The sequence below is a fragment of the Bacillus nitratireducens genome (genome assembly GCF_001884135.1).
GTDB lineage: Bacteria > Bacillota > Bacilli > Bacillales > Bacillaceae_G > Bacillus_A > Bacillus_A nitratireducens.
On sequence record NZ_MAOC01000077.1, the window covers coordinates 51626 to 64730 of the forward strand.

The 13105-nt window shown below is 35.8% G+C and carries 13 protein-coding genes; 1 reads left to right on the forward strand and 12 read right to left on the reverse strand.

Annotated features, from left to right (window positions below):
* Positions 1–15: 15 nt before the first annotated feature.
* The 7 genes from BAU23_RS19770 to BAU23_RS30290 form a co-directional block, all read right to left on the reverse strand.
* Complete coding sequence (locus BAU23_RS19770) at positions 16–1200, reverse strand: saccharopine dehydrogenase family protein (protein ID WP_071735042.1); 1185 nt, start codon at positions 1198–1200, stop codon at positions 16–18.
* The gene (gene phnW, locus BAU23_RS19775) at positions 1197–2294 is read right to left on the reverse strand and encodes a 2-aminoethylphosphonate--pyruvate transaminase (protein ID WP_071735043.1); all 1098 of its coding nucleotides are present in this window, start codon (positions 2292–2294) and stop codon (positions 1197–1199) included. Before phnW ends, BAU23_RS19770 begins: the two co-directional genes overlap by 4 nt.
* A gap of 15 nt (positions 2295–2309) precedes the next feature.
* The gene (phnX, locus tag BAU23_RS19780) at positions 2310–3104 is read right to left on the reverse strand and encodes a phosphonoacetaldehyde hydrolase (protein WP_016128989.1); all 795 of its coding nucleotides are present in this window, start codon (positions 3102–3104) and stop codon (positions 2310–2312) included.
* A 20-nt stretch (positions 3105–3124) separates the two neighbouring features.
* Positions 3125–4882 (reverse strand): putative 2-aminoethylphosphonate ABC transporter permease subunit, encoded by a 1758-nt coding sequence (locus BAU23_RS19785; RefSeq protein WP_000425504.1) that lies wholly within the window; start codon positions 4880–4882, stop codon positions 3125–3127.
* Positions 4883–5884, reverse strand: coding sequence for a putative 2-aminoethylphosphonate ABC transporter ATP-binding protein (locus tag BAU23_RS19790; protein WP_000006171.1), 1002 nt, complete (start codon positions 5882–5884; stop codon positions 4883–4885).
* Between the two features lie 20 nt (positions 5885–5904).
* On the reverse strand, positions 5905–6981 hold the full coding sequence (locus BAU23_RS19795; RefSeq protein ID WP_000750898.1) for a putative 2-aminoethylphosphonate ABC transporter substrate-binding protein: 1077 nt from the start codon (positions 6979–6981) through the stop codon (positions 5905–5907).
* Between the two features lie 228 nt (positions 6982–7209).
* A complete protein-coding gene (locus tag BAU23_RS30290; RefSeq protein WP_000240801.1) occupies positions 7210–7362 on the reverse strand; it encodes a hypothetical protein in 153 nt (50 codons plus the stop codon).
* Positions 7363–7462: 100 nt separating this feature from the next.
* On the opposite strand from BAU23_RS30290, the gene BAU23_RS19810 reads away from it, so the two are divergent.
* A complete protein-coding gene (locus BAU23_RS19810; RefSeq protein WP_000404295.1) occupies positions 7463–7846 on the forward strand; it encodes a DUF3905 domain-containing protein in 384 nt (127 codons plus the stop codon).
* A 38-nt stretch (positions 7847–7884) separates the two neighbouring features.
* Here the strand turns inward: BAU23_RS19810 and BAU23_RS19815 are convergent, their stop codons facing one another.
* The 5 genes from BAU23_RS19815 to phaR form a co-directional block, all read right to left on the reverse strand.
* Entirely contained in the window at positions 7885–9234 is a 1350-nt protein-coding gene (locus BAU23_RS19815) for a TrkH family potassium uptake protein (RefSeq protein WP_001204721.1), read from the reverse strand.
* A gap of 22 nt (positions 9235–9256) precedes the next feature.
* Complete coding sequence (locus tag BAU23_RS19820; protein ID WP_044741030.1) at positions 9257–10450, reverse strand: NAD(P)/FAD-dependent oxidoreductase; 1194 nt, start codon at positions 10448–10450, stop codon at positions 9257–9259.
* Positions 10451–10544: 94 nt separating this feature from the next.
* Positions 10545–11630, reverse strand: coding sequence for a class III poly(R)-hydroxyalkanoic acid synthase subunit PhaC (gene phaC / locus BAU23_RS19825; RefSeq protein WP_000206836.1), 1086 nt, complete (start codon positions 11628–11630; stop codon positions 10545–10547).
* 82 nt (positions 11631–11712) lie between these two features.
* Positions 11713–12456, reverse strand: a complete 744-nt coding sequence (locus BAU23_RS19830; RefSeq protein ID WP_000250406.1) for an acetoacetyl-CoA reductase — start codon at positions 12454–12456, stop codon at positions 11713–11715.
* Positions 12457–12608: 152 nt separating this feature from the next.
* Positions 12609–13091: a polyhydroxyalkanoic acid synthase subunit PhaR gene (phaR, locus tag BAU23_RS19835; RefSeq protein WP_000566956.1), complete on the reverse strand. Its 483-nt coding sequence runs from the start codon at positions 13089–13091 to the stop codon at positions 12609–12611.
* Positions 13092–13105: the final 14 nt, after the last annotated feature.

The following is a 13105-nucleotide window of genomic DNA, read 5'->3' on the forward strand; positions in this document are numbered from 1 at the left end:
TATAAACTGCCTTACTTATACAAAGTTATAATTTTCTTTTTCAGTGAAAATCTCTTCATGAATATAAATACCACGCTTTTCTAATTCGTCAAAAATGATTTGTGGATTTTCAAAAGCTTCTTCAGGAGTAACAACACCGACTTTATTAACTACTCCTTTTGCAATTAACTCTGTAGCGACTCCGAATGGGATTCCAACATTTCTTGTATAAGCTCTTAATTTCTCCCAACCTACTACAGAACCATCAGATAACGGATGTGTATGATATAACACATGCCTTTGTTTTTCATTATTTTTCATACCTACTACCTCTACATGAAGTGCATAACCATAAAGCTCTGTTTCTTTTCCTTCTTTCGATTTTAGTAGATACTTCGAAATACAATCCATAATACCTATTTCTTTACCTTTTATTTCAATTTGATCATTACGCAATATACCATAATCATATAAAGCACGAATGAGCTGCATATTTTGCTCAGGCCAAGTACCTCTCGTTTCAATCAGCACAACACCTTTGTCCTCCAATGCCTTCGCCAACGTAATCGTTTCTGAATGCGGGATTATATACTGCGTTGTTTTTCCATAAGGCGCTGGTAATTCGATTTCTCTTGGGCGCGCAAACGGAGGTACTTGCTTAAATTCCCCGTCTTCATACACTGTACGCGATGGTAAATGTGGATCATATTCATATGTCGTTGTTTCTGTAATTGATGCAGAAAAAGCAATTGGGCGATATGAGCCATGGCTTACTCGAACTGACTCTACAGTATCTAGCTGATTTGCTGCATACATAGCCATCATTTGCGTTACACCTGGCGTCATACCGAACCCAGGTAAACATGTTTTTCCGTTTTGAACAAATATAGAATGGGATTCATTTTCTTCACCAAATCCATTCAAGTTCACACCGTGACAGCCAGCATCTGCGATACAACGAGTGGACAATCCATTTAACTTTATCGTCGTGCCGTCCATTACAATGTCATAGCCTTTCATTTTTGCAATAGTATCCTCATGATTTGTCACATCGACTTTTACAAAATCAACGCGAGGATCGTTTAACCACTCTACTACTTTTCGGCCTTCTTCTTCATTGAAATCAGCAACAGTAATTGTTCCAAATGATGAAAATTGGACTAAATCTAAAATTGCTTCACGACAAATTTTCCCTGCCCCACCTAAGCAAAATACTTTCACCCTATAACAACTCCTTTAGCAATACTATCAACTAAACGATTAATGTCTTCTTTATGTACATCACCGATATTTCCAATACGGAACGTATCTACTTTCGAAATTTTCCCTGGGTAAATAACAAATCCGTACTGCTTTAATTCGTTATATAATTGCTGAAATTCAAATCCAGCTTCTGGATAAATGAAAGATGTAATAATAGGAGATTGATATTTTTCATCTACTAGTGGCTTAAATCCGATTTCTCCCATTCTGTTCACTAATAGTTTTTGATTGTTATAATATCGATTGTAACGAGCTCTTACTCCGCCCTCTTTTTCTAGTTCCAGGAGCGCTTGATAAAAAGCGTGTACAACATGCGTAGGTGACGTAAAACGCCATTTTCCATTTTGATTTTCCATCGTTTCCCACTGATCGTATAAATCTAATGATAATGAACGTGCCTGCCCTTGACACTTCAATAATTCATCACGCTTTGCGATAACAAAGCCGAATCCGGGCACACCTTGAATGCACTTATTCGCACTACTAATTAAAAAATCAATTTGTAAATCAGCAATGTCTATTTCAATACCGCCGAAACTACTCATTGCATCAACAATTGTAACCTTTCCATACTGCTTCCCTAATTTACATACATCTACAATTGGATTAATAATACCTGTCGTTGTTTCACAATGAACAACGGCAATATGCGTAATCTCTTTATCTTGTTGTAATAACTTTTCTACTTCTACAATATTAGTAGGCTCCCACTCTTCTGTTTGACTGACCACCACATCTATATGTAACATCTCCGCCATTTGCACAATCCGTTTACCATAGGCACCATTTGTACAAATGAGCAGCTTTCCGTTTGTAGGAATAACAGAACCGATTACTGCTTCAACTGAAAATGTACCGCTTCCCTGCATTAAAACTGTTGTGTACTTTTCTTCTTCCTTTGTTGCTAACGATACAAGCCTATTTCTTACATCTTGCACCATCGTATTATATTCAACATCCCACGTACACCAATCATATAACATAACTTCTTTTACAGTTTTTGTTGTCGTTAATGGTCCTGGCGTTAATAATAAGTAGTGATTTTCATTCATGATCCTATGCCCCTTTTATGAAATAATAAGTTCTTGTTTCTCGATATGTTCCATTACGCTTTCGAGTTCCTGCATCGTTTCTATCGTAAAGTGCGCCCCATTTTCAACGAAACGATTGCGAACTACTTCTATTTTTTCACGAAGTTCTGCTGGATCCATATTCTCAACTTCCTCTTCCGTTAAACCGAGCTCACTACTACCAAGAATTACACCAACTGTCCACATTCCAGCATTTCTACCCTCTTTCATATCTGACACGGTGTCTCCAACTTTTATCATATGATTCATTGGATATATACCTAATTCCATCGCATTTTTATAGCACATCCACGGATACGGACGCCCTGCTGGGACATCATTTGGCGTAACAAGAAAATCGGGTTTATACCCTTGTAGTGCCGCTTCTTTTGCTACAATATCCATCATTTCTCTCGTATATCCAGTTGTTGAACCAATTTTAATGTCCTTTTCACGTAATGAAGTAATCACTTCTTTTACTCCATTAATCGGCGACGCATAGCGCGGTAAAATAGCGAAGAGAATTTCTTCAAATTCTTCATACATCTCCTGAATATCTTCTTCTGTTGGTAATTGTCCGAAGACACACTTCCACTCATTCGAAATACGGGACATTTCCGTTAATGCCCTAACATGATCAATTTTCAATAACCCCATTGGTTTGCGAGCTTCTTCTGCTGTAATTTCAACACCGCGTTTATGGAAGATCTCCATAAATACTTCCAGTGGTGCAAAACATCCGTAATCAACTGTCGTACCTGCCCAATCAAAAATAACTGCTTCAATTTTCATTCTATCCATCCCCTTCTTACTTATCTTTTTTGCCATTGTGACGTTCGGTTACGAAGTGCTTTCGTTCCCCACTCATATACAACTCTCACTACAATATTTGTAACAACAATAAGTACACTCATTGCAGCTGCTGGTGCTACATTTCCTGCATCATCCATATTTACAATTGATACAGCAGCTAGTTTAAAATCAGCCGCATACAAGAACACTACTGCCGATACAGTTACCATTGAATTTACGAAGTAGTACATAACCATTTCTAAAATGGCTGGTAAACACATCGGTACGGTCACTCGAAAGAAAGTTTTATAAAACGGTATGCTCATCGACTGCGAAACAAGCTCAAACTCTCGGTCTAGTTTCTTTAACGCCGTCGTTGCCGTAACGAATGTTACAGAGTAGAAATGAATGATATTTACTAATACTAAAACGGCAATTGTGCCATATAAAGAATGAAACGGGTTTGTTATTGAAAGTCCTAGAATTTGAATTGTTGGTTGACTGAAGAAAAAGACATATCCTAATCCAAGTACTAATCCAGGAATCGCTAACGGTACAATTGAGAAGAAATAACCTACTTTTCTTAAAAATTGTAGCTGTTCTATTTTTTCAATCGCATAAGCGAACACAAATGTTAAAATCGCCCCGATAACTGCCGTAACGGCTGAGACAATTACACTATTTTTGAATGCTTCAAGTCCGTCTCCTGTCAAACTTGAAAAATTAAAATGCTCAAATGTAAAACTCATATTATATGGCCATACTTTCACACTTGCAGCAATACCAACTGCCACAAATAAAAGAATGATCATAAGCGTTACTACGCTACAATATACGAATGAAATAACATCTCTTTTCTTATTATTTATTATTCTGTAAGGTACTGCTTTTGAAGATAAGAGGTTCGCCTGTTTCCTTTGCGTAATACGATCAACTGCAAATGCGAAAATAGCTGGGATTAATAAAATCATTCCGACAGTTGCGCCCATGGACATATTTTGCTGTCCAATTACTTGCTTATATACGTCAGTAGCAAGCACATTATATTGTCCACCAACAATTTTTGGTGCCCCAAAATCAGTGAAACTAAGTGTAAATACAACGAACATCGCACTAATTAATCCGTATTTCACACTAGGTAAAGTAACCGTAAGAAACTGCTTCGCTTTACTTGCACCTAACATATTAGAAGCTTCATATAAACGATAATCAGAACCTTGGAAAGCAATTAATAAAATAAGGAATGCTTGTGGAAATGTATACATAACTTCAGCCATTACAATTCCTACTGGTCCGTATAACGGTATTTGTATTCCTTCAAATAAACCAAACATCCCTTTTGTTATTAACCCTTGATTACCAAATAAATATGTCAGTGCGATACCGTGCATCATCGTCGGTGCGAATAATGGTAATAATGCTACGTATTGAAATACGCGCTTTCCAAAAACATTGGTACGAGCAATCGCATATGCATAAGCGAACGCGAGTGTAACTGAAATAATTGTTGTAGCGCCCGAAATCCATATCGTATTTTGTAATGATTGTACTAGCGTTGGTGTTGTGAAATATTTACTGAAATTCGCAACACCAATGAAAGCTCCGTCTTTATCGTAAAAGGCTTGTGTAAATAGTTGTAATAGAGGCAATACAAGGATGATCAAAAAAGCAAGAAGCATACCAATAATTAATAGTCTTTGTATCCACTCTTCTTTACCAATACGTCTCTTAATCTTTTTTTTCGTACTTTCTACCTTGAAATTTTCTAACATCTCCATCTATACAATGACCTTCTTTCCATATGACAACATATGATTTTCTGAGAAAGAGATTTGAATCGGCTTTCCTTTTTTAATAGCAGTTGCCTCTACTTCTGATGCCAATATATCCACTACAATTTTCTCGTTATACAGATGTGTTTTTTCTTCTACGACTCGCACTTCTGTTCGATATACAGATCCGCGAAATTCCATACTTTCCACAACCGTTTTAATACCATCGTTTTGTACAATTGTTACATGTTCAGGACGAATTGCATGTTCTTCATTATTTTTCGAAAAGAAATTAATAGAACCTATAAAATCTGCCACAAACGGATTGGCTGGTCTTTGATAAATCTCCTCTGGTGTTCCAATCTGCATAATTTCCGCATGATTCATTACAACAATTTTATCAGCCATCGTTAATGCCTCTTCTTGATCATGCGTTACCATAATAGTTGTTACTCCCACTTTTTCTTGCAAATCGCGCATTTCTCTACGCAACTTTTCACGTACTTTTGCATCTAAAGCCGATAACGGCTCATCGAGTAACAAAATATCCGGAGACAGAGCGAGCGCACGTGCAAGTGCCACTCGCTGCTGTTGTCCACCAGACATTTGAGCAGGATATTTATCTTTTACATTCAGCAAATCAACAAGTTCTAACGCCGATAGCGCCTTCTCTTTTACTTCTGCTTTTCCATATTTTTTTGTCTTTAAGCCATATTCAATGTTTTCAAGTGCTGTTAAATTCGGAAATAATGCATACGATTGAAACACCATTCCGAAGTTCCTCTTTCCAGGAGGTAATGCTGTAATATCTTTTCCATCCACAGCTATACTACCTGTTGTTGCCTCTTCTAGCCCTGCTAAAATTCGAAGCAATGTTGTTTTCCCACAACCACTTGGGCCTAATAAACATACAAACTCGTTTTTTTTCACAGTAAAAGAAATATCTTTTAACGCTGTAAATGCATCAAACTGTTTTTGAATGTGTTGAATTGATAAATATTCGCTCATTTTTTCTCTCTCCCACTCACTTACTTTTTCGGTTCTGCTTTTTGGCCAAACTCTTTTTCCCATTTTTCTAAAATTTTGTCGCGATTTTCTGCTGCCCACTTAAAGTCATTCTTTTTATATAACTTTTCTGTCACATCTTTAGGGAATCCATCTGGAAGTTTATAATCATTTTTAATTGTCGCAAATCCATTTTTCTCGAAGTATAACTTCATTACATCATCAGTAATTGCCCAATCTAAAAATGCTTGTGCTAATTTATCATTTTTTGCATTATCTTTTTTAATAAGTGCGTTCGCTTCTACTTCCCAACCTAGTCCTTCTTTCGGCAATACAACTTCAACTGGTGCACCTTTTTGTTTCTCTTTCAAAGCACTATAAACCATTGATACGCCAACTGGATATTCACCCGCACCTGCTAATTTCGCTGGTTTTGAACCTGAATGAGTATAAGTTGCCATATTATCATGAAGTTTCTTCATGTAATCCCAGCCTTTATCTTCACCCATAATTTGTAACCATGCAGAAACTGTTAAAAATCCTGTTCCAGAAGAAGCTGGATGTGGCATAACAAGCGTTCCTTTATATTCTGGTTTCGTTAAGTCTTCGTATGATTCTGGCATCGGTAAATTTTTCTTCTTTAATTCTTCTTTATTTACAGCAATCCCCGTCATAAATGCAGTATTTCCTACCCATTTTTCTGGTTGCTTATCGTCTTTAAATTGTGGAAGAACACGATCTGCTCCTTTTGGAGAGTATCCTTTTAACATATCTTTTTTATCTAAAGCTAATAGACTAGACGCTGCAGTTCCCCATACAACATCTGCTTGTGTATTTTTTCCTTCAGCTAGCAATTTCGCTGTAATAACTCCAGTTGAATCACGAACAATGTTCAACTTCACGTCTGGATACTTCTTTTTAAAAGAATCAAGATAAATTGGTACAAGTTCTTCTTCGATCGCTGTGTAAACAGTTAATGATCCAGATAATTTATCATCTTTCACTTTTGCCCCAGCACTTTCTTCTTTTTTTGCACCACACCCCATTAATAACGAAAATACCATTCCAGTTGCTACAGCTTTAAAGATTGTTTTTTTCACTGTCTCTCTCTCCTTTTACAAATCTTATGTACAATTCAAATATAAACAACTAGTGTAAAAGCAGTATTAAACCAACATTAATCTTTTGTTTGTTGTTTGTTTTTGTGTAATACGTTGCTACTTCTATGTTTTTTCGCATTTTTCTGCTAATATCAAACGTGAAATTTACAAATAATTAAAAAAACCTTTATAATCCCACAAAAAAATGAGGCGTTTGTAAAAAACGCCTCATTTTTGTTTACCTTTTTTTGAATTACGATTTGCGTACTTCGCACTATTTTCTCCTTCATACTCTACTGCAAATTCTGCATCGGGTAAGCTTTCTTTCGGAGTTTTATTATTATTAATTGCTGCATTTTGTTTTACTTTTCTTTTTACCAATATACTCACCTGCTCTCACTAAATAACTTTCTATTCTAGTTTGAAACAACTTAAAGTAATTATTACTGGGAAGTGTTAACAAGTACATAAGAGCTTATATATGGAAATACTACATACGAACAAACCATTACAAAAAGGAGCGATGACTTTGAAGGAGAAAGAAACGATCCAATCGCCAATTTTAGACGAGACGCTCCCTCATCAAATGAACTTTCCATCATTTAAAGGTACAGGAAAAAAGATGCAACAACCTTTTATAAATCAATATGATGTTGTAATTGGAGACAGTAAATACGATTCCACTAATAGTCCCCTTAATAATTGGAGTGATGAGGTAGATCCTGCCATTATGGCTGGGGAAGAATGGATACATCCTACAAATGATATCGGGTGGATTTCAGAAGAAAATCAAGAACTACTTAAAAATGAAGTTGATAAGAAAAATGCTGCTTTTATGCATCCTCAATTTGGAATTAACGACTAAAAAACCATTCTACCTAACATAGGTAGAATGGTTTCATACTATCCAATAATAATTCTCTCTTTCGGATATTTATAGCGAGGTGGTTGCTCTCTTCCGCCACTAGCTAATATAAATGTTAAAATACCGACGCGTCCGATAAACATAAGCACAATGAGTACAAGTTTACCAACAGTTGTTAAATCGGGAGTAATACCTGTTGATAGTCCCGTCGTCCCAAAAGCAGAACAAACTTCAACTATTAAGCTCATAAGTGGTACATTTTCTGTAATGGATAAAATAAATAGCGCTGAAGCACATAATAAAATCCCCATCGTCATAACGACAGATGCTTTCAACACATCTTCTTCATGTAGCTGACGTTTGAAAACTCGGACTGTTCTCCCGCCCCTTGCAAATGTATATAACGATAATATACTAACAGCAAATGTTGTTGTACGTATTCCGCCCCCAACTGAGCTTGGAGATGCTCCAATGAACATTAAAATGCTCATAAATAAAAGCGTTGGTTGTGATAATTCACGTATGTCCATTGTAGCAAGTCCACCACTTCGCGTCGTCACAGATTGGAATAACGTATAAAATACAGTTTCATGCCATGACTTTCCTACTAAAAAATGATTTCGTTCTAATAAAAAAATCATAATTGTTCCAACAATAACGAGTACAAAAAATGTCGTTGTCGTCAATTTTGTAAATAATGAAAAGCGAAATAGTTGCTGTCTCCTTTTACTAAGGAATTGCTTTACTTCCATTAACACCGGGAAACCAATAGCTCCTAAAATAATAAGCAACATATGAATCATTTGAACAATATAATCTTTTTTGTACGGAATAAGTGATTGTCCTGTTAAATCAAATCCTCCGTTCGTTGTTGCACTCACAGCGGCAAAGAAACCGTGAAAATAAGCTTCTTGCCAAGTCGGGAAATATAGTAAAAATCTTGTACCTAACAGTATTGCTCCAATGAGTTCTATCGAAATAATTACAATTAAAATAGAACGCATCAATTCTACAAGGCCCGATAAATTTCCTTGGTTATGGTCTGCCATAATTAACCTTCTTCTTTGCAAACCAATCTTTTTACCCGTTATAATCCAAACGAATGTACCAAGTGCCATAATTCCTAATCCGCCTAATTGTAAAATCAAGGCTAAAACAATAATTCCTGCTGTTGTAAACGTATCTGAAATAGTAACAACAGAAAGTCCCGTAACACTTACAGCACTAACAGATGTAAACAGCGCATCTATAAATGTCCATTTCACACCAGGCTTCGTAACAAATGGTAAACTAAGTAAAATTACCGATACTACTACCGCTAGTAAATAAAATACAACGATAAGTTGCACGGGACGTAATTTTTGTAAAAACTTTTTTATATCTCTCATTCCATCACTTCGCTACCTTTTTCTATCGATTAAATAAAGAAAAATCATCACTTTCTTCATTTGTAAATAACTGCTGAAATAGTTTCGCAAATACCATTCCGTATACAGTTCCATTTCCCCCATACGGCAGTGCGTAATATAAATTATGTATTTCTTTATCTTCTTTTAAAATAGGGAGACCATCATGACTGCCACCAAATGCTGCTGCCCAATAGTACTCTGCCTGTATATTTTTATTTTGCGGGAACATTTCTTTTACAATGTTAATAAGGATATCACGTTTATGCAATAATTTCGTATCGCCGATTGTTTGAATTTGCATCGCTTCATCTAATCCACCTACAATAATGCGGTTTTGATACGTTCGAAAGTATAAGTAAGGCCGCGCTGTTTCCCAAATTAATGATTGCTCATGCCAGCCTTCAAAATGATTTAGCTTATTTGTTACAACAGCATAAGACGTTTCTACTGTTGTGTTTTTTTCTTTCTTTCCAAAGATTGCTTCATAACCTGTCGCCATAATAATATTCTTTGCTACGATTTTATTTCCTGTATTCGTGTAACAAATTAAATCATTTTGGATTTGTTTAATATGTAATGCCTCTGTATGTTCATATATAGTAGCGCCCATTTGTTTCGCTTTATGCAAAAGACTGTGGGCTAATAAATACGGATTCACTTCTGCATCACCACTTGTATATAACGCTGCTTGTTTTACAAATGAATAACGCTTATTGATATCAGACTCTGTAAAATATTCAACCGGAAATCCATAATGGCGTAACGTATTATATTCTTCTTGTAAAAATGAAATATCCTCATCTCTACTTGCATAATACAAACTATTTCGCGGAATAAAATGGGGATCAATATCGAGAGTTGGCACGACCTTCTCCATTGTTTGCAGCGCTTCATAACAAAGTCTATATGCTCGTACCCCTTTCTCTTCACCAAATGTATGGATAAGAGAAGTTAACGATTTATCATGAACAAATTGTAATAATCCTGTATTTGCAGCTGTGCTACCACATGCAATTGCTCTTTTTTCAATGAGCATAACACGCATTCCAATTTTAGCTAACGAATACGCTATATGAGCACCTGCTTCTCCACTTCCAATTACTAGTACATCACATATCATATCATTTTCTAATGTTGGATAACAAGGTACAGAAACTCCAGCACTCCAAAACAACTTACCAGTCATAAGCTTCATAATTATACTCCTACAATGTATTTTTCTCCTTCCTATGTTTCGTCATTTTCCATAAAAAAATCCAACTAACATACGCTAGTTGGATTTCTTCTCTTTAATTAGAACGATCTTCAAGCCAATTTCCAACCGTCGGATATGTTTGCTTTACAGCCGTTCCACCATACACAATAGACATATGTCCTGTCGGTAAACACACATACTGTTTATCCGTGCTAGAAATATGATCAAGTAAAGCCTCTACTTGACATGGCAGAGCAATATGATCACGTTTTGCGGAAATATTTAAGACATTCGCCTTAATATTTGCAAGGTCTACCTTTTGTCCGCGAATAACGAGTTCACCCTTCACTAATTTATTATTTTGATAAAAATCACGAATCCATTGTCTATAAGATTCACCTGGGAACGGAATACCATCGCCTACCCACTTTTGAACTAATTTCCAACTTTCGACGAAGCGCTCATTTTCTGAACGATCGACTAAAGCAACATATGGACCGACAAAGTTTGTAATTGGTTTTAACATCTTATTTCCGAAATCAATCATTTCTGGCGGAATATTTCCGAATGTATCAACCGCTTTATCTAAATTGAAATATTTCTCATCTAATAAAGGACCGTATAATCCTGTTTCAGAGAAATCAAAAGGACTTGTCATAAAAATCAAGTTACGAATTGGCATGTCCGGATGAAGCGCTGCATAAATAGATGTTAACGTTCCACCCATGCAATAACCAAGTAAAGAAATCTCGTCCGATTTTGCAGTTCTCATTACTTTTTTCACTGCTTTTGCAATATAATCGAACACGAAATCATCAAATTTCAAATGACTATCTTCTAAACCAAATGTGCCCCAATCAAGCATATATACATCAAAACCACGATCTACTAAATATTCCACTAAACTATTTCCTGGAGTTAAATCCATAATATATGGTTTATTAATAAGAGCATATATTAATAAGATTGGAACTCGCTGCGTTTTTTCTTGTTTTGGAATGTAACGATACAGCTTCGTTTTATTCTTCGTCCAAATAACCTCTTTCGGTGTTAAACCAACTTGTGGTTCTGGTTCGCGTAATAAAATTTCGCTCGCTCTTTTCACACGACGATATGCTTTGCGATATTCTTCTGGGTACAACTCTAATTGCTTTTCCCATTCTGTTACGAATGTAGTCATTTTTTTATCCCCTTTTCGGTCGATTTCTTTCTAAAAAAAGAAGTGCATTCCTGCTATGGATATGCACTTTTTTCTTACTTCATTACATGTATAATCCGCCGTTAATGTTTAATTGCTGACCAGTGATATACGCACCGTCACGGCATAGGTATACTACACCTTTTGCAATTTCATCAGCTTGACCAAAACGTTTTTTCGGGATTTTCGCAACGATTTTTTGACGCACTTCTTCTGGTACTTCTGCTACCATTTCAGTATCAATAAATCCTGGGCAAATTGCGTTTACAGTTACATTTGTTCTTGCAAGTTCTAACGCTAATGATTTTGTAAATCCTAACATACCTGCTTTTGCTGCTGAGTAGTTTGTTTGTCCAAATCCACCAGCTTGGCCAATAATAGAAGAAATACTAATGATTCTTCCTTCTTCTGCTTCCGATATGTATGGAAGTACCGCGCTTGTTGTATTAAATACACTGCTTAAGTTCACGTCAATTACGCGCTCCCAATCTTCACGATTTAACTTTTTGAATGTACGATCTCTTGTAATACCAGCATTATTAACAAGAATGTCAACTTTACCAAAATGATTCACAGCTTCTTCTACAAGTCTGTTTGCATCTTCTACTTTAGAAACATCCGCTTGAACTGCATAAACATCATGTCCTTCTTTTCCTAATTCATTTACTAAGTTTTCAGCTGCTTCTTTACTGCTGTTATAGTTAATAACTACTTTTGCTCCCTCTTCTGCTAATGCTACTGTAATTGCTTTTCCAATTCCTTTTGCCCCACCTGTTACGATTGCTACTTTGCCATTTAATTGAACCATTTCTTTTCCCCCTTAAATGAATTTGTGAACGATTGTTATGAATCATTTTGGTACTCATACTAATTGAGTCCATATATTAATTATGTTTCGTTGTTTATACATGAAAAGAGATTCTCCCTCTCTCTTTTACACGTTATAAACAAACGCTTTTATCATTTTTTATTTTCTGGTTTATTTACAGGCTTTACTTCTTCTTTTACAGGTACTTGTAGTTTAGCTAGTACTGCATTTTGCTTTTCTAGCAATTCTAAAATTTGATCAACTTTCGTTTCTAACGTGCGCATATCTTGTTTTACTTTCGTAACATCACGCTTTAATGTAGGAGCTTGTCCTAATGAATCCACTTTCTCTTCTAAAATTTCCTCGATGTTATCAACTTTATTTTCTAAGTTAATAACAAGCGTAGCTACTCTAGCGATATCCTCTCTCGTCGGCACATTCACCTGTTCTAAATAATTTTTTGTCGTATCATTTAATGCTTTTTGATAAAACAAATTCAAATCTAGAACGCTGCCCATCCAAGCAGAATATTCTTCTGTTTTAATTGTTTCATTGAGCGCTTTTCCCCAAAATGTTTCGGTTTGTTCATAAGCATTTTTCCATGCTTGCAATGGATCGAATTTTTGATCAATCACTTCGACTACACTCC

Coding starts and splice junctions, on each gene's coding strand:
- BAU23_RS19830 (WP_000250406.1), bottom strand. CDS start 12,456: ATGGTTCAATTAAATGGCAAAGTAGCAATCGTAACAGGTGGGGCAAAA.
- BAU23_RS19820 (WP_044741030.1), bottom strand. CDS start 10,450: ATGAAGCTTATGACTGGTAAGTTGTTTTGGAGTGCTGGAGTTTCTGTA.
- BAU23_RS19790 (WP_000006171.1), bottom strand. CDS start 5,884: ATGAGCGAATATTTATCAATTCAACACATTCAAAAACAGTTTGATGCA.
- BAU23_RS19785 (WP_000425504.1), bottom strand. CDS start 4,882: ATGGAGATGTTAGAAAATTTCAAGGTAGAAAGTACGAAAAAAAAGATT.
- phnW (WP_071735043.1), bottom strand. CDS start 2,294: ATGAATGAAAATCACTACTTATTATTAACGCCAGGACCATTAACGACA.
- BAU23_RS19815 (WP_001204721.1), bottom strand. CDS start 9,234: ATGAGAGATATAAAAAAGTTTTTACAAAAATTACGTCCCGTGCAACTT.
- phnX (WP_016128989.1), bottom strand. CDS start 3,104: ATGAAAATTGAAGCAGTTATTTTTGATTGGGCAGGTACGACAGTTGAT.
- BAU23_RS19810 (WP_000404295.1), top strand. CDS start 7,463: ATGGAAATACTACATACGAACAAACCATTACAAAAAGGAGCGATGACT.
- phaC (WP_000206836.1), bottom strand. CDS start 11,630: ATGACTACATTCGTAACAGAATGGGAAAAGCAATTAGAGTTGTACCCA.